Source organism: Pseudomonas sp. SBT1-2 (genome assembly GCF_028640875.1).
Classification (GTDB): Bacteria; Pseudomonadota; Gammaproteobacteria; order Pseudomonadales; family Pseudomonadaceae; genus Aquipseudomonas; species Aquipseudomonas chlororaphis_I.
This window is the reverse complement of sequence record NZ_JAQZAA010000107.1, coordinates 59,849-81,566: the sequence shown is the minus strand read 5'-3', so window position 1 is coordinate 81,566 and position 21,718 is coordinate 59,849. Positions and strand designations below refer to the sequence as shown.

The window sequence follows — 21,718 nt, the reverse complement described above, 5'->3', positions numbered from 1 at the left end:
GCTTACGCCTCCCCGCCTCGAGAATCCAGCCCTGCGGCATTCACCGCCAGCTCATTGTGGACGAACCGCAACAGGGCTCGCCGGATACATTTGTGGCAACGCAGCGCACGCTGCCTAGCTTAGCCCCAGCTCGCGCCAAATCCGCAATACCTCCCGTCGCTCGCTGGCGAACTGGTCGCCGGCGATGACCCCGGCCTCGTTCTGCAAGGCCTGGCGGTGAGCCGCGGAACGGTAGGCCTTGTAGACCTCGCGCAGCAGACTGGCGTCGGTCGCGGGCATCAGCCCGACTTCCTCCAGACCTTCCAGAATGCGGATATTGTCGGTGTAGCGCAGCAATGACGGGTGCTCTTGCGACCACGCCAGGGCCGCGTATTGCACCATAAATTCGATGTCGACGATACCTCCGGCGTCCTGCTTGAGGTCGAACGGCGCCGTGGCCTCGAAGGCATTTGCCGCGGTTCCGGCGGCCGTCGCCTTGGTCCCCAGGTTGTCGCGCATCTTGGCCCGCATCTCGCTGACCTCCTGCTGCAACTTGGGCAGGTCACGGGCACGCCCCAGCACCGCAGCCCGCACTTTCTCGAAGGCCTGGCCGACATCCTGGCTACCTACCAATACCCGGGCGCGCACCAGCGCCTGATGCTCCCAGGTCCAGGCTTCGTTCTCCTGATAACGGGCGAACGCCCCCAGCGAACTCACCAGCAAGCCCGACGCCCCGGACGGCCGCAGGCGCATGTCCACTTCGTACAGCTGGCCGGAGTTGGTCTGGGTGGTCAGCAGGTGAATGATCCGCTGGCCCAGGCGGGTGAAGAACTGCGCGCCGTCGATCGGTTTCGGGCCATCGGTTTCCGCCTGCGGATCGCCGTCATGGATGAACACCAGGTCCAGGTCGGAACCATGCCCGAGTTCCAGGCCGCCGACTTTCCCATAACCGACAATAATGAAGCCGGGATCGCACAAGGTGCCATCGGTGCGCTGCGGAGCGCCGTATTTGGCCACCGTCTGGCGCCAGGCCAGGGCCAGCACCTGCTCGAGGATCGCCTCGGCCAGCCAGGTCAGGTAATCGCTGACTTTCATCAACGGCAGGCTGCCGGCGATTTCCGAAGCCGCCACTCGCAGACGGTGGGCCAGCTTGAAGTGACGCAGCGCCTCCATCTGCTGTTCCAGATCGTCCTCGGGGATGCGCGTCAGGCGCTCGCGCAACTCGGCGGCCAGTTCCGGCGCCAATGGCGGCTTGAACAGACGGCCCTCGTTAAGCAACTCATCGAGCAGCAGCGGGAAGCGGGTGATCTGCTCGGCGATCCACGGGCTGGCGGCACACAGGGTCAACAAGCGGCGCAAGGCCCCAGGGTTCTCGGTGAGCAGCACCAGGTAGGCGGAACGCCGCGCCACCGCCTCGACCAGCGGCAGCACGCGCTCCAGCACCAGGTCCGGATCAGCATGTTCCACCGCCTGGGCCAAAAGGCGCGGAATAAAGGCATCGAGGCGCTCGCGTCCCAAACGCTGCATGGCTCGCAATTGCGGGCTGCCACGCAGGCCGGCCAGCGCCCTGAGCGCCTTGGGTGCGTCATTGAAACCGCCTTCCTGCAACTGCCGACAAGCCGCTTCTTCGTCCTGGGCTTCTTCCCACAGCGGCAGCCATTCGCCGCCGACCACCACTTCGCACTCGTTGCCTTCGTCTTCATCCGGGTCGGCGATCACCTGGCGGAAATGCCACTCCACCCGACCGCGCCAATACATCAGGCGCTCATGGAACGCCGCCCAATCGGCAAACCCCAGCATGAAGGCAATGCGCGCCTGATCCTGTGGATTGTCCGGCAGCATCTGCGTCTGCCGGTCGGCGATCGCCTGGATCGCGTGCTCGGTGTAACGCAGGAATTCGTAACCTTCACGCAGCTCGGCGATCACCGCGAGCGGCAGGTAACCCTGCCCCTCCAGGGTGGTCAGCACCTTTAATAGAGGACGCTGTTGCAGGCTCAGGTCGCGCCCGCCGTGAATCAGCTGGAAAGCCTGGGCGATGAACTCGACTTCGCGGATCCCGCCGGAACCCAGCTTGATATTGTCGGCCATGCCCTTGCGCCGCACTTCCTGCTGGATCAGCTGCTTCATGGTGCGCAGCGCTTCGATCGCCGAGAAATCCAGGTAACGCCGATAGACAAAAGGCCGCAGCATATCGAGCAACTGCGCGCCGGCGACCTGGTCGCCCGCCACCACCCGCGCCTTGATCATCGCGTAGCGTTCCCAGTCGCGGCCCTGATCCTGGTAGTACTGTTCCAGCGCATTGAAGCTCAGCACCAGGGCGCCCGCCGAACCGTAGGGCCGCAGGCGCATGTCGACGCGGAACACGAAACCGTCGACGGTCATCGGGTCCAGCGCCTTGATCAGGCGCTGCCCCAGGCGGATGAAAAATTCCTGGTTATCCAGCGCACGCTTCACGCCCACGGTTTCCCCGCCTTCGGGGTAGGCGAAGATCAGGTCGATGTCGGACGACAGGTTCAGCTCGACGGCGCCCAGCTTGCCCATGCCGAGGATGACCATCTGCTGCGGCTCGCCGCTGCGTCGGCCGGTGGGAACACCGAACTGCTCGCAGTGGCGCTGGTACAACCATTGATAGGCCTGGTCGATGCAGGCGTCGGCCATGTCCGACAGGTCGCGGCAGGTCTGCACCAGATCCGCCTGGCGCGTCAGGTCGCGCCAGATGATCCGCACCTGATGACGATTGCGCTGACGCCGCAGCACCCGCCCCAGTTCGTCTTCACTGGTGGCCTGTTGCACCGCTGCGGCGATCTGCGCGCACAGCTCGCCCGGGCCGAAGCCGCGGTCGAGTTCGCCGCCGTGCACCAGCTCCAGCAACATCAAAGGGTCACGAAGGCTCTGTTCAATGAAGAAGTCGCTGGCGGCGCTCACCCGGGCAAACTCGGCCCAGCGTTCAGGGGTCCAGGCGGCGAACCCGTGATCGTCGTCCAGGGTCGCCACGGCGCTACGGAACGACTGCTCCGCACGGCTGACAAAAGGCAGGAGAATCGCTGGGAGTTCGGCAAGCGCGGGCAGGCTCATGGGCTATCCTTGATCGGCGTAGAAAGGGGCGGTCGGGGCAAATTCTGCGGGCGCGGCCCTTGAAGGACTGTCGAACAAAAGTTAGAAATAGCTGAAATTTTTATTATTTTGGCAGCCAGCATCAAATTCTTACCCATTGGTGTTGGAAATCGACCAACAGTAACGATTATTCTCACAACACAGCAGGAGGCCACAAGCCAATCTTCTGTAGTTTTACTACTCGTCTATACATTCGAAAGGCTGAAATGGCCGACGATTTGTAGTAAAACTACACGCCGCCGTATCAACCTCCGGCAATCCAAGAATTTTATCGTCTGCCCACAAGGCCAGTCGCAAACTCAGGCAACCGATTCTGGAAGCCTTTCCGCCCTGGAGCAAGCCATGCAAGACCTCGATCCCGTCGAAACCCAGGAATGGCTGGACGCCCTGGAATCGGTTCTCGACAAAGAAGGCGAAGACCGTGCTCACTACCTGATGACCCGTATGGGCGAACTCGCGACCCGCAGCGGCTCGCAACTGCCCTACGCCATCACCACGCCGTACCGCAACACGATTCCCGTCACCCACGAAGCACGCATGCCTGGCGACCTGTTCATGGAACGCCGCATTCGCTCGCTGGTACGTTGGAACGCGTTGGCCATGGTCATGCGTACGAACCTGAAAGATTCTGACCTGGGCGGTCACATCTCCAGCTTCGCCTCCAGTGCGACTCTGTATGACATCGGCTTCAACTACTTCTTCCAGGCGCCAACCGAAGAACATGGCGGCGACCTGATCTACTTCCAGGGCCACGCCTCCCCTGGCGTCTACGCTCGCGCTTTCATGGAAGGCCGCATCAGCGAAGACCAGATGAACAACTTCCGCCAGGAAGTGGACGGCAACGGCCTGTCCTCCTACCCGCACCCATGGCTGATGCCTGACTTCTGGCAGTTCCCGACCGTATCCATGGGTCTGGGTCCGATCCAGGCGATCTACCAGGCGCGCTTCATGAAGTACCTGGAAGCCCGCGGCTTCATCCAGCCAGGCAAGCAGAAAGTCTGGTGCTTCATGGGCGACGGCGAGTGCGACGAGCCGGAATCCCTGGGAGCAATCTCCCTGGCCGGCCGCGAGAAGCTGGACAACCTGATCTTCGTCATCAACTGCAACCTGCAGCGCCTCGACGGCCCGGTTCGCGGCAACGGCAAGATCATCCAGGAACTCGAAGGCGTGTTCCGTGGCGCCCAGTGGAATGTGAACAAAGTCATCTGGGGCCGTTTCTGGGACCCACTGCTGGCCAAGGACACCCACGGCATCCTGCAACGCCGCATGGACGAAGTCATCGACGGCGAGTACCAGAACTACAAGGCCAAAGACGGCGCCTTCGTGCGTGAGCACTTCTTCAACACGCCTGAACTCAAGGCAATGGTCGAAGACCTGTCCGACGAGGAAATCTGGAAACTCAACCGTGGCGGCCACGACCCGTACAAGGTCTATGCGGCCTACCACGAAGCGGTCAACCACAAAGAGCAACCGACCGTCATCCTGGCCAAGACCATCAAGGGTTATGGCACCGGCGCCGGCGAAGCGAAGAACACCGCGCACAACACCAAGAAAGTCGATGTCGACAGCCTGAAGTTGTTCCGCGACCGCTTCGACATTCCGGTCAAGGACGAAGAAATCGAAAACCTACCGTTCTTCCGACCGGAAGAAGGCAGTGCCGAAGCCCGTTACCTGAGCGAGCGTCGTGCCGCACTGGGCGGTTTCGTGCCTCAGCGCCGTGCCAAGAGCTTCAACATTCCGACCCCGCCACTGGAAACCCTCAAGGCTATCCTCGACGGTTCGGGCGACCGCGAAATCTCCACCACCATGGCCTTCGTGCGGATCCTCGCGCAGCTGGTCAAGGACAAGGAAATAGGCCAGCGCATCGTCCCGATCATCCCGGACGAAGCCCGTACCTTCGGTATGGAAGGCATGTTCCGTCAACTGGGCATCTACTCGTCCGTCGGCCAGCTCTACGAGCCAGTCGATAAAGACCAGGTGATGTTCTACCGCGAAGACAAGAAGGGCCAGATCCTCGAGGAAGGCATCAACGAAGCGGGCGCCATGAGCTCCTTCATCGCGGCCGGTACTTCGTACTCCAGCCACAACCAGCCGATGCTGCCGTTCTACATCTTCTATTCGATGTTCGGCTTCCAGCGTATCGGCGACCTGGCCTGGGCCGCTGGCGACAGCCGTACCCGCGGCTTCCTGATCGGCGGTACCGCCGGCCGTACCACCCTCAACGGTGAAGGCCTGCAGCACGAAGACGGTCACAGCCACATGCTGGCGGGCACCATCCCGAACTGCCGTACCTTCGATCCGACCTATGGCTACGAGCTGGCGGTGATCATCCAGGACGGCATGAAGAAGATGACCGAAGAGCAACAGGACGTCTTCTACTACATCACCGTGATGAACGAGTCCTACCAGCAGCCAGCCATGCCGGCCGGTGTCGAGCAAGGCATCATCAAGGGCATGTACCTGCTCGAGGAAGACACCCGCGAAGCAGCGCACCACGTACAGCTGATGGGCTCCGGCACCATCCTGCGCGAAGTCCGTGAAGCGGCGAAGATCCTGCGTGAAGAATTCAACGTGGGCGCGGACGTGTGGAGCGTTACCAGCTTCAACGAACTGCGTCGCGATGGCCTGGCAGTCGAGCGCAGCAACCGTCTGCACCCGGGCCAGAAGCCTAAGCTGAGCTATGTCGAAGAGTGCCTGAGCGGCCGTAAAGGTCCGGTCATCGCCTCTACCGACTACATGAAGCTGTTCGCCGAACAGATTCGTCAGTGGGTCCCGTCCAAGGAATTCAAAGTCCTGGGCACCGACGGTTTCGGCCGCAGTGACAGCCGCAAGAAGCTGCGTCACTTCTTCGAAGTCGACCGTCATTTCGTGGTGTTGGCAGCCCTGGAAGCCTTGGCTGACCGTGGTGACATCGAACCTAAGGTCGTGGCCGAGGCCATCACCAAGTTCGGCATCAACCCGGAAAAACGCAACCCACTGGACTGCTGAGGAGATTTTTTGTGAGCGAACTCATTCGCGTACCTGACATCGGCAGCGGTGAAGGTGAAGTAATCGAACTGTTTGTGAAGGTCGGCGACCGTATCGAAGCCGACCAGAGCATCCTGACGCTGGAATCGGACAAGGCGAGCATGGAAGTTCCGGCACCTAAAGCCGGCGTCATCAAGAGCCTGAAAGTGAAGCTGGGCGATCGCCTGAAAGAAGGCGACGAACTGCTGGAACTGGAAGTCGAGGGTGCCGCTGCCGCGGCGCCAGCGGCCGCCGCTCCGGCTGCCAAGGCCGAGGAAAAACCAGCTGCAGCGCCGGCTCCTGCCGCCCCTGCCGCTGCACCTGCCGCCGCTTCGACCCAGCAGGTCCACGTGCCGGATATCGGTTCGTCGGGCAAGGCCCAGATCATCGAGATCCAGGTCAAGGTCGGCGACACCGTCGAGGCCGACCAGTCGCTGATCACCCTCGAATCCGACAAGGCCAGCATGGAAATCCCATCGCCAGCCGCGGGCGTGGTCGAGAGCATCAGCGTCAAGCTCAACGATGAAGTTGGCACCGGCGACCTGATCCTGGCCCTGAAAGTGGCCGGCGCCGCCCCTGCCGCCGCTGCGCCTGCCCAGGCCGCCGCTCCAGCCGCTGCGGCTCCGGCACCGGCTGCTGCCGCACCTGCCGCCCCGGTGGCCGACAGCGTCCAGGACATCCACGTTCCAGACATCGGCTCGGCCGGCAAGGCCAAGATCATCGAAGTCCTGGTCAAGGCTGGCGACAGCGTTGAAGCCGACCAGTCGCTGATCACCCTCGAGTCCGACAAGGCCAGCATGGAAATTCCATCGCCAGCCGCCGGCATCGTGGAAAGCGTTGCGATCAAGCTGGACGACGAAGTCGGCACCGGCGACCTGATCCTCAAGCTGAAGGTCAAGGGCGCTGCCCCAGCGGCCGCCCCGGCGCCTGCCGCAGCCCCGGCTGCCGCCAAGCCTGAAGCCGCCCCTGCGGCCGCAGCAGCGGCACCTGCTGCAGCGCCAGCTGCCGCCCCGGCCCAACCGGGCGCGAAAGTTCATGCCGGCCCTGCCGTGCGCCAGCTGGCGCGCGAGTTCGGCGTCGAGCTGAACGCGGTGAGCCCGAGCGGCCCGCACGGTCGCATCCTGAAGGAAGACGTGCAGGTTTACGTCAAGGCCATGATGCAGAAGGCCAAGGAAGCTCCGGCAGCTGCCGGCGCAACCGGTGGCGCCGGCATCCCGCCGATTCCAGTGGTGGACTTCAGCCGCTTCGGCGAGATCGAAGAAGTGCCGATGACCCGCCTGATGCAGGCTGGCGCATCGAACCTGCATCGCAGCTGGCTGAACGTGCCTCACGTCACCCAGTTCGACTCGGCCGACATCACCGAGCTGGAAGCCTTCCGGATCGCCCAGAAAGCCGTCGCAGAGAAGGCCGGCGTCAAGCTGACCATCCTGCCGCTGCTGCTGAAATCCTGCGCGCACCTGCTCAAGGAACTGCCGGACTTCAACAGCTCGCTGGCGCCTAGCGGCAAAGCGATCATCCGCAAGAAGTACGTGAACATCGGCTTCGCGGTCGACACCCCGGATGGCCTGCTGGTACCGGTGATCAAGAACGTCGATCAGAAGAGCCTGCTGCAACTGGCTGCCGAAGCCGCTTCCCTGGCTGAAAAAGCCCGGACCAAGAAGCTCTCGGCGGACGACATGCAGGGCGCCTGCTTCACCATCTCCAGCCTCGGTCACATTGGCGGCACCGGCTTCACGCCGATCGTCAACGCACCGGAAGTGGCGATCCTCGGCGTTTCCAAGGCAACCATCCAGCCTGTCTGGGACGGCAAAGCCTTCCAGCCGAAGCTGATGCTGCCGCTGTCGCTGTCCTACGACCACCGTGTGATCAACGGCGCCGCTGCTGCACGCTTCACCAAGCGTCTGAGCGATCTGCTGGCGGATATCCGCACCATCTTGCTGTAAGACCCGGCCGGCTTCCCTGTCATGGGGAAGCCGGCCGTTGCACCCTTTTCGAGCGCCACGCTCGTACCTCAACCCCGCCAATTTGGCGGGGCTTTTTTTGCCGAAAAATCGCTGCAACCAGCGGCCAAAGCCCGGTAAAACACCAGAAAATATTAGCTTTCAGAAATCTTCCGCGCTGCCGATAGATTCTTATAGCACTTAGCCTTCATCTCACTTGTCAGTCAGTGCCGCATGATGCAACCTTGCCGCAGGCAACAGTAAAGAGGGCGCGAGCCCGGCGCGATCAGCATTTACCAAGCGAGTTTCCCCATGAAAAGCCAACCCGATGCCGCCAGCCGTATGGTGGCCGAGGTAGTGACGCAGTTGCCCGTGCCCTCGCGGCTCGGCATGCTGCGTTTCGAACGGCTGAATGAAGCGAGCTGGGCCCTGCTGTTTCTCGACCCGAACTGTGAACGCCAATTCGGCCTGCCCGCCGTCGAGCTCTGTGCCCTGGTCGGCTCGCCCTATGCCAGCCTGATGGAACCGGAAGCCCGCTATCAGTTGCACGACGCGATCCAGCAGCAACTGACCCACAGCCCGCATTACCTGATTCGCTACACCCTGCACACCGCCAAGGGCTCACTCAGCCTGCTGGAACTCGGCGAAGCCTACAAACAGCACAATCGACACCTGCTGCGGGGTTATTTCCTGGTGGTCGACGGCCTGCTCAACGACGATCAGCCGCTCCCCGCGCCCGACCTGGAAACCCAGAACAGCCGCCTGCAAATCGCCCTGGAACTCAACCAGCGGGCCCAGCAGGAACAACTCCAGCACCTCGAACGGGTGCGCGCCCAGCAAGACCTGATCCTGCTCCTGGCCCGCCAGCGCTACAGCACCAACAACCCCCTGCTGGAAGCCGCCGAGCTGATTACCCGCAGCGCCTGCGACATCTACGAAATCGACTGTGCCAGCATCTGGAACCTGGAAGGCCAGTTGCTGATGCCGATCTGCGCCTATCACCGCGACCTGCAGCAATACATCCTGCCGGAGGCGATCGACGCCAGCGATTTCCCCGACTACCTCGAAGCCCTGCACACCAGCCGGGCCATCGATGCGCACAATGCCATGCGCGACCCGCGCACCCGGGAAATGGCCGAAAGCCTGCGCCCGCGCAATATCAACGCCATGCTCGATGCCAGCATCCGCATCGACGGCCAGGTGGTCGGCGTGCTGTGCCTGGAACAAGTGGGCAACACCCGCGCCTGGCAATCCGATGAAATCGCCTTTGCCGGCGAGCTGGCCGACCAGTTCGCCCAGGTCATCAACAACCATAACCGCCGTACCGCCACCAGCGCCCTGCACCTGTTCCAGCGGGCGGTCGAGCAAAGCGCCAATGCCTTTCTGCTGGTCAACTGCGACGGCGTGGTGGAGTACGTCAACCCGAGCTTCACCGCGATCACCCAGTACAGCACCGAGGAAGTCCACGGCCATCGGCTGGCGGAACTGCCGGCGCTGGAGAACCTCAGCGAACTGCTGTTCGACGCGCCCTCCAGCCTGGCCAAGAGCAACAGCTGGCAGGGCGAATTCAAGAGCCGGCGCAAGAACCTGGAGCCGTACTGGGGCCAGCTGTCGATCTCCAAGGTCTATGGCGACAACCGCGAACTGACCCACTACATCGGCATCTACGAAGACATCACCCAGACCAAGCTCGCCCAGCAACGCATCGAACGCCTGGCCTACACCGACAACCTGACCAACCTGGGCAACCGCCCGGCCTTCATCCGCAATCTCGACGAACGCTTCGCCCGCGACAGCGACAGCCCCATCAGCCTGCTGCTGGTGGACATCGACAACTTCAAGCGGATCAACGACAGCCTCGGCCACCAGACCGGCGACAAGCTGCTGATCAGCCTGGCCCGGCGCCTGCGCAACAGCCTGAGCCCCAGCGGCAGCCTGGCGCGCTTCGCCAGTAACGAGTTCGCCGTACTGCTGGACGACACCGACCTGGAAGCCGGCCAACAGATCGCCAGCCAGCTGCTGATGACCCTCGACAAGCCGATGTTCGTCGACAACCAACTCATCAGCGTCACCGGCTCCGTGGGCCTGGCCTGCGCGCCGCTGCACGGCCGCGACCCGCAGACCCTGATGCGCAACGCCGGCCTGGCGCTGCACAAGGCCAAGGCCAACGGCAAGCATCAGGTGCAGGTGTTTACCGAAGCCTTGAACGCCGAAGCCAGCTACAAGCTGTTCGTGGAAAACAACCTGCGCCGCGCCCTGACCCAGAACGAACTGGACGTGTTCTACCAGCCCAAGCTGTGCCTGCGCAGCGGACGCCTGCTGGGCCTGGAAGCGCTGCTGCGCTGGAACCATCCGGAAAAGGGCATGATCCGCCCGGACCAGTTCATCAGCGTCGCCGAAGAGACCGGCCTGATCATCCCGATCGGCAAATGGATCGCGCGCCAGGCCTGTCGCATGAGCAAGCAGCTCACCGCCGCCGGCCTGGGCAATCTGCAGGTGGCGATCAACCTGTCGCCCAAGCAGTTTTCCGACCCGGACCTGGTGGCTTCCATCGCCAGCATCCTCAAGGAAGAACAGCTGCCCGCCTCGCTGCTGGAGCTCGAGCTGACGGAGGGCCTGCTGCTGGAAGCCACCGAAGACACCCACCAGCAACTCGACCAGTTGAAAAAGCTCGGCCTGACCCTGGCCATGGACGATTTCGGCACCGGCTATTCGTCGCTGAGCTACTTGAAAAAATTCCCGATCGACATCATCAAGATCGATCGCAGCTTCATCCATGAAATCCCCGCCAACCAGGACGACATGGAAATCACCTCGGCGGTGATCGCCATGGCCCACAACCTGAAAATCCAGGTGGTGGCCGAGGGCATCGAAACCGCGGAGCAGCTGTCCTTCCTGCGTCGCCACCGCTGCGATGTCGGCCAGGGCTACCTGTTCGACCGGCCGATCCCCGGCTCGGAGCTGATCGACAAGCTCAAACGTTATCCGCGCGGCCCAATCGCCTGACAGCGCTGTAACACTCGGGCAAACTGCAAGTCTGGTTAATTACTCAATCCCACCCTGACTGAGAGGACTGATCATGGTTCTGCGCTCGGAAATTCTGGTGAACAAAAACGTGCTACCTACCAAAGAACAAGCTCTGCCTGGCCGCGAAACCCCGATGACCGTGCCAGCCGAACACTTCGTCAACGGCAACCCACTGCTGGGCCCATTCCCGGGCAACGTGGAATTCGCCATCTTCGGCCTGGGTTGCTTCTGGGGTGCGGAACGCAAGTTCTGGCAACGCGAGGGTGTGTTCAGCACGTCGGTGGGCTATGCCGGCGGCTTTACCCCGAACCCGACCTACGAAGAAGTCTGCTCGGGCCTGACCGGCCACAGCGAAGTGGTGCTGGTGGTCTACGAGCCGGAGAAAGTCAGCTACCAGGAACTGCTGGCAATGTTCTGGGAACTGCACAACCCGACCCAGGGCATGCGCCAGGGCAACGACATCGGCACCCAGTACCGCTCGGTGATCTATGCCACCAACCCGACCCAGCTGGAGCAGGCCAAGGCCAGCGAAAAAGTGTTCCAGGCCGAGCTGACCAAGGCCGGGCTGGGCGCCATCACCACGGAAATCGAAGAAGCCCCGACCTTCTACTACGCCGAGGCCTACCACCAGCAGTACCTGGCGAAGAATCCGGAAGGCTACTGCGGGATCGGCGGCACAGGCGTGACCTGCCCGATCTGACCCGTAGCCGCTGACGAGGCACGAGTCTGCGATGCGGTCCGCAGGAGCGCCCTCGGGGGCCGCTTCGCTGCCCATCGCAGCCTCGTACCTCGGCAGCGGCTACAACCTCACATTATTCGGCGATCAGCCAATCCATCTGCCAGCCGCCCTGGGTCTGGCCCAGTTTCTGCGCCAGCCACGGCAGCAGCTCGCGCAACTCCTCTTCCAGCCCCCACGGCGGGTTGGCAATCGCCAGGCCCGAGCCATTCAGGCTGTTCGGGGTGTCCAGCGGATGCACCAGCAATTCCACACGCAAAAGCTTCGGTGCGCCGGTACCGGCCAGGTCCTGGTAGAAGCGGCGTAGCGCCCGCTGATCCTTGACCGGGTACCAGATGGCCGCCACGGTCTGGCGCATCCGGCCGATGGCTTCTTTCAGCGACGCGGCGCAACGCTGCATTTCGTCGAGCTGTTCGAACGGCGGGTCGATCAACATCACCGCGCGCTTCTCGGCCACCGGCAACAATGCCCGCGCCACATGCCAGCCCTCGCCCAGGTGGACTGCCACCCGGCGATCGCCCTTCATGTTGTCCTTGAGCAGCAGCCCGTCTTCCGGGTGCTTCTCGTTGAGCAACACGCGGTCCTGGGGGCGGGTCAGGCGCCGCGCCAGCTCGGGCGAGCCCGGGTAATAACGCAGCTCGCCATCGGGGTTCATCTTGTGCAGCACCGCCATGTAGTCGGCGGTCAGCGCTGGCAGGTCCTGCTCGCCCCACAGGCGCGCGATACCTTCCAGGTACTCGCCGGTGCGGTTGGCCTGATCGCCCTGGAGGTCGTACAGGCCGATGCCGGCATGGCTGTCCAGATAGGCGAACGGCTGCTCCTTGCGCGACATCAGGGCGATGAGGCGGGTCAGGGTCAGGTGTTTGAAGACGTCGGCGTGGTTGCCGGCGTGGAAGGCGTGACGATAGTTCATGGTTGCTCCTGCGCAGGGGGCGAAGTTTACCCTGTGCCACGGCCGGCGTCAGGTCGTGTCGGGAAGCTCCCTGGTGCAAAACGCACCCATGAAAAAGCCCGCATCCCAGGGAATGCGGGCTTTTCGAGTCACTGCAAGGGCGCCGCCTCAGCGGCTCCCGATCAGTGGTTGAGCTTGTAGTCTTTCTCGGCCGCCTCGAAACGCTGGACCATGCCGACGCTCGGCGCGCTCATCTTGCTCACCAGCAGGATGGCCAGGCTGGCGAAGATGAAGCCCGGGATGATTTCGTACAGGCCCAGCAGGTTGAAGTGCTTCCACAGGATCACGGTCACGGCACCGACGATGATGCCGGCCAGCGCGCCGTCGCGGGTCATGCCTTTCCACAGTACCGAGATCAGCACCACAGGGCCGAAGGCCGCGCCGAAACCGGCCCAGGCGTAGCTGACCAGGCCCAGTACGCGGTTTTCCGGGTTGGCGGCCATGGCGATGGCGACCAGGGCAACCAGCAGCACCATGGCACGACCGACCCACACCAGCTCCAGCTGGGAAGCATGTTTACGCAGGAAGGCCTTGTAGAAGTCTTCGGTCAGGGCACTGGAGCACACCAGCAGTTGGCAGCTCAAAGTACTCATCACCGCCGCCAGGATGGCCGACAGCAGCACACCGGCCAGCCAAGGGTTGAAGAGGATCTTCGCCAATTCGATGAACACCCGCTCGTGGTTCTCGGTCACGGGACCGGCCACTTCCGGGTGCGCCGAGAAGTAGGCGATACCGAAGAAGCCCACGGCCACGGTGCCGCCCAGGCACAGGATCATCCAGGTCATGGAGATGCGACGGGCGTTGGCGATCGACTTGACCGAGTCCGCGGCCATGAAGCGTGCCAGGATGTGCGGCTGGCCGAAGTAGCCCAGGCCCCAGCCCATCAGCGAGATGATGCCGATGAAGGTGGTGTTTTTCAGCATGTCGAAGTTGCTTGGGTCCTGGGCTTCGATCGCCAGGAAGGTGGTGTCGACGCCACCGGTGGCCAGCAGCACGATGATCGGTGTCAGCAGCAGGGCGAAGATCATCAGGGTGGCTTGCACGGTGTCGGTCCAGCTCACTGCCAGGAAACCACCGACGAAGGTGTAGGCGATGGTCGCCGCGGCACCGGCCCACAGCGCGGTCTCGTAGGGCATGCCGAAGGTGCTTTCGAACAGACGGGCACCGGCGACGATGCCGGAAGCGCAGTAAATGGTGAAGAACACCAGGATCACGATCGCGGAGATGATCCGCAGCAGCCCGCTCTTGTCCTCGAAGCGGCTGGAGAAGTAGTCCGGCAGCGTCAATGCATCGCCGTTGTGTTCGGTTTGTACTCGCAGACGACCGGCGACGAACAGCCAGTTGAGGTAGGCACCGACGATCAGGCCGATGGCGATCCAGCTCTCGGACAGGCCGGACATGTAGATGGCGCCCGGCAGGCCCATCAACAACCAGCCGCTCATGTCGGAAGCGCCGGCGGAAAGCGCGGTCACCACGCTACCCAGGCTGCGGCCACCGAGGATGTAGTCAGAAAGGTTGTTGGTCGAGCGATAGGCCATGAAGCCGATCAGCACCATAGCTGCGATGTAGATCACGAACGTGATCAAGGTTGGATTGCTTGCACTCATTGAGTTACGCCCTGGCTTTGTTTTTATGTAGCGGCGGTCAGCACCACCGCTCTCAAACGACTACGTTGGAGAGACGGCTGGGTACTCCGCGCATTTATGACTGATGTTTCCCCAGGAAAGCCATCAGCCGATGAACCAGTCGCAAGGACCGGTTGCACCTTGGGCGCGAATGCTATTCAACAACTCAAAGAAGGTGCAACCTGTTTCGCGAGAATAAGTTGCACCTAAGCGATTTTTCCGGCGAACGCCGCGTTTTTGCTCCTTTTTGGAGCAAAAACCCGGTGCGACAGAATTAAAAGCACCAAGCAGAAGCGCCGCTGCGGAACTAGAAATTAATTCCTGATGAGCTGCCTATTATTCCGATAAAAAACAGGTTGCACCCGGTTGCACCTCTTTCGGCGCGCGGCTAATCTTGCCGCCAGCTGATGCCACGCAACCGTGGTAAACATGAGGATAAAAATATGGCTACCACCACCCTTGGGGTCAAACTCGACGACCCGACCCGCGAACGCCTGAAGGCCGCCGCGACCTCGATCGATCGCACGCCGCACTGGCTGATCAAGCAGGCAATTTTCAATTACCTGGAAAAACTCGAGGGTGGTGCAACCCTGACCGAGCTGAGCGGTTCAACCCGCACCGACGGCGATGACGCTGGCGAAGTACAGACCGATCACGCCCACCAGTGCTTCCTCGAATTCGCCGAAAGCATCCTGCCGCAATCGGTGCTGCGCGCCTCTATCACCGCTGCTTATCGCCGCCCGGAACCGGAAGTGGTACCGATGCTGCTGGAGCAGGCGCGCCTGCCGGCCAGCATGGCCGAAGCCACCAACAAGCTGGCCGCGACCATTGCCGAAAAGCTGCGCAACCAGAAGAGCGCCGGCGGCCGTGCCGGTATCGTCCAGGGCCTGCTGCAGGAATTCTCCCTGTCGTCCCAGGAAGGCGTGGCCCTGATGTGCCTGGCCGAAGCCTTGCTGCGGATTCCGGACAAAGGCACCCGTGACGCGCTGATCCGCGACAAGATCAGCACCGGCAACTGGCAGCCGCACCTGGGCAATAGCCCGTCGCTGTTCGTCAACGCCGCCACCTGGGGCCTGCTGCTGACCGGCAAGCTGGTCGCCACCCACAACGAAGCCGGCCTGACCTCGTCCCTGAGCCGGATCATCGGCAAGAGCGGCGAGCCGATGATCCGCAAGGGCGTCGACATGGCCATGCGCCTGATGGGCGAGCAGTTCGTCACCGGCGAAACCATCGCCGAAGCCCTGGCCAACGCCAGCAAGTTCGAAGCCAAGGGCTTCCGCTACTCCTACGACATGCTCGGCGAAGCGGCACTCACCGAGCACGACGCGCAGAAATACCTGGCGTCCTACGAGCAGGCCATCCACTCGATCGGCAAGGCTTCCCACGGTCGCGGCATCTATGAAGGCCCGGGCATCTCGATCAAGCTCTCGGCCCTGCACCCGCGCTACAGCCGCGCCCAGTACGAGCGCGTGATGGACGAGCTGTACCCGCGCCTGCTGTCGCTGACCCTGCTGGCCAAGCAATACGACATCGGCCTGAACATCGACGCCGAAGAAGCCGACCGCCTGGAGCTGTCGCTGGATCTGCTCGAGCGCCTGTGCTTCGAGCCACAGCTGACCGGCTGGAACGGCATCGGCTTCGTGATCCAGGCCTACCAGAAGCGCTGCCCGTACGTGATCGACTACGTGATCGACCTGGCGCGCCGCAGCCGTCACCGCCTGATGATCCGCCTGGTGAAAGGCGCCTACTGGGACAGCGAGATCAAGCGCGCCCAGGTCGAAGGCCTGGAAGGCTATCCGGTCTACACCCGCAAGGTGTACACCGACGTTTCCTATATCGCCTGCGCCCGCAAGCTGCTGTCGGTACCGGAAGTCATCTACCCGCAGTTCGCCACCCACAACGCCCACACCCTGTCGGCCATCTACCACATCGCCGGTCAGAACTACTACCCGGGCCAGTACGAGTTCCAGTGCCTGCACGGCATGGGCGAACCGCTGTACGAACAGGTGGTAGGCAAGGTCGCCGATGGCAAGCTGAACCGTCCGTGCCGCGTGTACGCACCGGTCGGCACCCACGAAACCCTGCTGGCCTACCTGGTGCGCCGCCTGCTGGAAAACGGCGCCAACACCTCGTTCGTCAACCGCATCGCCGACCAATCCATCTCCATCCAGGAGCTGGTGGCCGACCCGGTCAGCCAGATCGAGCAGATGGCGACCCTGGAAGGCGGCTTCGGCCTGCCGCATCCGCGCATTCCATTGCCGCGTGACCTGTACGGCAGCGAGCGCGCCAACTCCGCCGGCATCGACATGGCCAACGAACACCGCCTGGCGTCGTTGTCCTGCGCCCTGCTGGCCACCGCCCACAACCACTGGAAAGCCGCGCCGATGCTAGGTTGCGCCTCCAGCAGCGAAACCCCGGCGCAGGTCTTGAATCCGTCCGATCACCGTGACGTGGTCGGCCATGTCCAGGAAGCCACAGTCGAAGACGTCGACAACGCCATCCAGTGCGCGCTGAACGCCGCACCGATCTGGCAGGCCACGCCGCCGGCCGAGCGCGCTGCGATCCTCGAACGCGCCGCCGACCTGATGGAAGGCGAGATCCAGCCGCTGATGGGCCTGCTGGCCCGCGAAGCCGGCAAGACCTTCGCCAACGCCATCGCCGAAGTGCGCGAAGCCGTGGACTTCCTGCGCTACTACGCGGTGCAGGCACGCAACGATTTCAGCAACGACGCGCACCGCCCGCTGGGTCCGGTGGTCTGCATCAGCCCGTGGAACTTCCCGCTGGCGATCTTCAGCGGCCAGGTCGCCGCTGCCCTGGCCGCCGGTAACCCGGTACTGGCCAAGCCGGCTGAACAGACGCCGCTGGTCGCCGCACAGGCCGTGCGCCTGATGCTCGAAGCCGGCATTCCGGAAGGCGTGCTGCAACTGCTGCCGGGCCGCGGCGAAACCGTCGGTGCCCGCCTGGTGGGCGACGATCGGGTCAAAGGCGTGATGTTCACCGGTTCCACCGAAGTCGCGCGCCTGCTGCAACGCAACGTCGCCGGCCGCCTGGACGCCCAGGGCCGACCAATCCCGCTGATCGCCGAAACCGGTGGCCAGAACGCGATGATCGTCGACTCCTCGGCCCTGACCGAACAAGTGGTGATCGACGTCGTCTCCTCGGCCTTCGACAGCGCCGGCCAGCGTTGCTCGGCCCTGCGCGTACTGTGCCTGCAGGAAGACTCCGCCGACCGCGTGATCGAAATGCTCAAGGGCGCCATGGCCGAAAGTCGCCTGGGCAACCCTGAGCGCCTGTCCGTGGACATCGGCCCGGTGATCGACGCCGAAGCCAAGGCCGGCATCGAGAAACACATCCAGGCCATGCGTGACAAAGGCCGCAGCGTGTATCAGGTGGCGATCGCCGATGGCGAAGAAATCAAGCGCGGCACCTTCGTGATGCCGACGTTGATCGAGCTGGAAAGCTTCGACGAGTTGCAACGCGAGATCTTCGGTCCGGTGCTGCACGTGGTGCGCTACAAGCGCAAGGACATCGACCAGTTGATCGCGCAGATCAACGCCTCCGGCTACGGCCTGACCCTGGGCGTGCACACCCGCATCGACGAGACCATCGCCAAGGTGATCGACAACGTCAACGCCGGTAACGTCTACGTCAACCGCAACATCGTCGGTGCCGTGGTCGGCGTGCAGCCATTCGGCGGCGAAGGCCTGTCGGGCACCGGCCCGAAAGCCGGTGGTCCGCTGTACCTGTACCGCCTGCTGTCGACCCGTCCGACCGACGCCATCGAGCAGTCGTTCGCCCGTGGCGACGCCCTGAACGCCCCGGACGTGCGTCTGCGCGATGCCATGAGTAAGCCGCTGAGCGCCCTGCAAGCCTGGGCCGACAGCAACAAGCTGGCGGACCTCAGCGCCCTGTGCGTGCAGTTCGCGGCGCAGTCACAGAGCGGTATCACCCGCGTCCTGGCCGGCCCGACCGGCGAACGCAACAGCTATGCCATCCTGCCGCGCGAACACGTGCTGTGCCTGGCGGAAGTCGAAGGCGACCTGCTGAGCCAACTGGCGGCCGTCCTGGCCGTAGGCGGTTCGGCGGTCTGGCCGGAAGGCGAGCCGGGCAAGGCGCTCTACGCCCGCCTGCCGAAGGACGTGCAAGCGCGCATCCAGCGCGTAGCCGACTGGACCAAGGACGAAGTGGTGTTCGATGCGGTCCTGCATCACGGCCACTCCGACCAGCTGCGCGCGGTCTGCCAGCAAGTGGCCAAGCGTGCCGGCGCCATCGTCGGGGTTCATGGCCTGTCGCAAGGCGAAACCTCGATTGCCCTGGAACGCCTGGTGATCGAGCGTGCCTTGAGCGTCAACACCGCGGCGGCCGGCGGCAACGCCAGCCTGATGACTATCGGCTGAAGCCATCAGTCAGCAACATGAAAAGGGCGCCCTCACCGGCGCCCTTTTTCATGCCCTCCGCAAATCCCCCGTAGCCGCTGTCGAGCCCTGGCGAGGCTGCGATCGGGGCGCAGCCCCGTAAAACCAGGCGACGCGGTATGCCTGATGGATGGGGTCGTCTGGCTTGGCGCCTGCTGCGTCGGAGTGCCGCCCAAGTCGATCGCAGCCTCGCTGGCGCTCGACAGCGGCTACGCCTGCCGCCCCCATCCCCTGTGTTTGGCACCTTTATCACCTTCATCAATCTTGCTATCCAGAGTTTATTCACCCGCCTAGACTCGGCTGAGTCCAATCACAGGTAGGCCGCCATGTCCGAGACGCTGCTCAGTTCCCGCAATCTGGCTTTCGAGCTGTATGAAGTCCTCGATGCCGAGGGCCTGACCCAGCGCGAGCGATTCACCGAGCACAACCGGGAAACCTTCGACGCCGCCCTCGGCACCGCGCGCAGCATCGCCGAGAAGTTCTTCGCCCCGCACAACCGCAAGGGCGATGAAAACGAGCCACGTTATGAAGACGGCAAGGCGATCCTGATTCCGGAAGTGAAACCCGCGGTCGATGCCTTTCTCGAAGCCGGCTTCCTCAACGCCGCGCGCAGCTTCGAGGCCGGCGGCATGCAGTTGCCGACGCTGTTGTCCCAGGCCTGCTTCGCTCACTTCCAGGCGGCCAACGCGGCTTCCACCTCCTACCCGTTCCTGACCATGGGCGCGGCCAACCTGATCGAAAGCTTCGGCACCGAGGAGCAGAAACGGCGCTTCCTGCAGCCGATGATCGACGGGCGCTTCTTCGGCACCATGGCCCTGACCGAGCCCCATGCCGGCTCGTCGCTGTCGGATATCCGCACCCGCGCCGAACCGGCGGCGGACGGCACCTACCGGCTCAAGGGCAACAAGATCTTCATCTCCGGCGGCGATCACCCGCTGTCGGAGAACATCGTGCACATGGTGCTGGCCAAGCTGCCGGACGCACCGGCCGGGGTGAAAGGCATCTCGCTGTTCATCGTGCCCAAGTTCCTGGTCAACGACGACGGCAGCCTGGGCCCGCGCAACGACGTGCTGCTGGCCGGGCTGTTCCACAAGATGGGCTGGCGCGGCACCACCTCCACGGCGCTGAACTTCGGCGATAACGGGGAGTGTGTGGGCTATCTGGTGGGCAAGCCGCACCACGGCCTGAGCTACATGTTCCAGATGATGAACGAGGCGCGGATCGGCGTCGGCATGGGCGCGGTGATGCTTGGCTACGCCGGCTACCTGTACTCCCTGGAATACGCCCGCGAACGCCCGCAAGGCCGCCTGCCGGACAGCAAGGACCCGACTACCGCGCCGGTGTCGATCGTCCAGCACGCCGACGTCAAGCGCATGCTGCTGACCCAGAAGGCCTATGTCGAAGGCGCTTTCGACCTAGGCCTGTACGCCGCGCGGCTGTTCGACGACACCACCACCCTGCCCGACGAAGACCAGCGCAAACAGGCCCACGAACTGCTGGACCTGCTGACGCCCATCGTCAAATCCTGGCCCTCGGAGTTCTGCCTGAAGGCCAACGAACTGGCGATCCAGATCCTCGGCGGCCACGGCTATACCCGTGAATACCCGGTGGAACAGTACTACCGCGACAACCGCCTGAACCCGATCCACGAAGGCACCCACGGCATCCAGTCCCTGGACCTGCTGGGGCGCAAGCTGGCGCAGAACGGCGGCGCGGGACTGAAACAACTGATCCGCCTGATCGCCGACACCAGCGAGCGAGCCCAGGCCCACGAAGCCCTGACGGTGCTGCGCCAACCGCTGGAAAAACTGGTGGCGCGCCTGCAAGGCGTGACCATCGGCCTGCTCACCGACCTGGCCCAAGGCAAGGTCAACAGCAGCCTGGCCAACTCGGCGCTGTACCTGAAAGCCTTCGGTCATACGGTGATCGGTTGGCGCTGGCTGGAGCAGGCGATTCGCGCACAGGAAGGCCTGGCCAGGGGCAACACGGCGGATGTGGGGTTCTACAAGGGCAAGCTGCAGGCGGCGCGTTACTTCCTGACCTGGGAAGTGCCGGCCTGTCATCACGAACTGGCCTTGCTGGAAGCGCGGGACGATACCTGCCTGGGCATGCAGGACGAGTGGTTCTGAAGCGCTAAAAGCGTCGCGAGCAATCGAGCGCCGCCCGGCTGCTCGCGAAAACAATCAGTCCGACACAACCGCAACGGCGTTGCAGGTTGTGGGTAAACCCATCAGTTCTGGCTGATGGTCTTGGAGATCACTTCGACCGTGGCGCTGACTTGCTCTTGGTAACGGTCAAGTTCCTGCTGATGGCGCTTTTGCATCTCGAGCTGCTGGGAACACAGGTTCATCGCCGCCAGCACCAGCAAGCGGTCACCGATCAGCGTCGGGTATTTCTTCTTGGTCTCGGCCAGGGTGGCCTTCAACATCAACGCGGCATCCAGCAGGGTCTGCTCTTCCCCGGCCGGCGCCTTGATCGAGTAGTCCTCACCGAGAATCGAGACGACTTTTACCCCGTCGGCCCCCTGCCTCATGCGCTGACAGGACCGGCGCTGACGCGTTCGACCAGGGCCTGGATACGGGCCGCGGTGGCGCCTTGCTTCTCTTCCTGTTCCATCAGGCTCAGTTGCAGGCTTTCGTTCTCATCCTTGGCCTGGGCCAGTTCTGCCTTGAGGGTTTCGTTCGTGCCCGACAGTTCCTGGTTCTGTTGCACCAGGTCACTGACAAGCTGTTCCAATTGGCTTAGGGATGCTTCCAACATTTTGATTTTCCGAGCATTTTTCAAAGGGCGCGTACGATAAAGAAAAGTCACCCTGGATGCCAGGATTATCCCGGCGCAACGCCTTGATCTGCCTGGCGGGTGACCTTGCCTGCGAACTTTAAAGACTGTCATTCACCCATCTGGTTCCTGACACTTCGTCGCCC

The 21,718-nt window shown here is 63.2% G+C and carries 11 protein-coding genes; 6 read left to right on the top strand and 5 right to left on the bottom strand.

Annotated elements, in window-relative coordinates:
* Positions 1-114 precede the first annotated feature (114 nt).
* On the bottom strand, positions 115-3,054 hold the full coding sequence (glnE, locus tag PVZ78_RS22880) for a bifunctional [glutamate--ammonia ligase]-adenylyl-L-tyrosine phosphorylase/[glutamate--ammonia-ligase] adenylyltransferase (RefSeq protein ID WP_016704479.1): 2,940 nt from the start codon (positions 3,052-3,054) through the stop codon (positions 115-117).
* Between the two features lie 381 nt (positions 3,055-3,435).
* Here glnE and aceE point away from each other — a divergent pair, with 381 nt between their 5' ends.
* From aceE to msrA, 4 genes are all read left to right on the top strand, one after another.
* Positions 3,436-6,081 (top strand): pyruvate dehydrogenase (acetyl-transferring), homodimeric type, encoded by a 2,646-nt coding sequence (gene aceE / locus PVZ78_RS22875; protein ID WP_009046644.1) that lies wholly within the window; start codon positions 3,436-3,438, stop codon positions 6,079-6,081.
* Positions 6,082-6,092: 11 nt separating this feature from the next.
* Positions 6,093-8,042: a dihydrolipoyllysine-residue acetyltransferase gene (aceF, locus tag PVZ78_RS22870; RefSeq protein WP_028683758.1), complete on the top strand. Its 1,950-nt coding sequence runs from the start codon at positions 6,093-6,095 to the stop codon at positions 8,040-8,042.
* Between the two features lie 309 nt (positions 8,043-8,351).
* Positions 8,352-11,045, top strand: coding sequence for a putative bifunctional diguanylate cyclase/phosphodiesterase (locus PVZ78_RS22865; protein ID WP_273829307.1), 2,694 nt, complete (start codon positions 8,352-8,354; stop codon positions 11,043-11,045).
* A gap of 73 nt (positions 11,046-11,118) precedes the next feature.
* A complete protein-coding gene (gene msrA / locus PVZ78_RS22860) occupies positions 11,119-11,766 on the top strand; it encodes a peptide-methionine (S)-S-oxide reductase MsrA (RefSeq protein ID WP_007926804.1) in 648 nt (215 codons plus the stop codon).
* Positions 11,767-11,878: 112 nt separating this feature from the next.
* Here the strand turns inward: msrA and PVZ78_RS22855 are convergent, their stop codons facing one another.
* Together PVZ78_RS22855 and putP are read right to left on the bottom strand one after the other, a co-directional pair.
* Complete coding sequence (locus PVZ78_RS22855) at positions 11,879-12,715, bottom strand: 23S rRNA (adenine(2030)-N(6))-methyltransferase RlmJ (protein WP_053268078.1); 837 nt, start codon at positions 12,713-12,715, stop codon at positions 11,879-11,881.
* A gap of 161 nt (positions 12,716-12,876) precedes the next feature.
* On the bottom strand, positions 12,877-14,361 hold the full coding sequence (gene putP, locus PVZ78_RS22850) for a sodium/proline symporter PutP (RefSeq protein ID WP_009046639.1): 1,485 nt from the start codon (positions 14,359-14,361) through the stop codon (positions 12,877-12,879).
* A gap of 461 nt (positions 14,362-14,822) precedes the next feature.
* Between putP and putA the strand changes: the two genes are divergently transcribed.
* Positions 14,823-18,776 carry a trifunctional transcriptional regulator/proline dehydrogenase/L-glutamate gamma-semialdehyde dehydrogenase gene (gene putA / locus PVZ78_RS22845; RefSeq protein ID WP_273829306.1) on the top strand — a complete coding sequence of 1,318 codons (3,954 nt, stop codon included), beginning with the start codon at positions 14,823-14,825 and terminating at the stop codon, positions 18,774-18,776.
* A 344-nt stretch (positions 18,777-19,120) separates the two neighbouring features.
* A complete protein-coding gene (locus PVZ78_RS22840; RefSeq protein ID WP_016704474.1) occupies positions 19,121-20,923 on the top strand; it encodes an acyl-CoA dehydrogenase in 1,803 nt (600 codons plus the stop codon).
* Positions 20,924-21,024: 101 nt separating this feature from the next.
* Here the strand turns inward: PVZ78_RS22840 and PVZ78_RS22835 are convergent, their stop codons facing one another.
* Positions 21,025-21,327, bottom strand: coding sequence for a cell division protein ZapA (locus PVZ78_RS22835; RefSeq protein WP_009041856.1), 303 nt, complete (start codon positions 21,325-21,327; stop codon positions 21,025-21,027).
* Positions 21,324-21,554, bottom strand: coding sequence for a hypothetical protein (locus tag PVZ78_RS22830; protein ID WP_007926810.1), 231 nt, complete (start codon positions 21,552-21,554; stop codon positions 21,324-21,326). The genes PVZ78_RS22835 and PVZ78_RS22830 overlap by 4 nt, the downstream gene beginning before the upstream one ends.
* Positions 21,555-21,718: the final 164 nt, after the last annotated feature.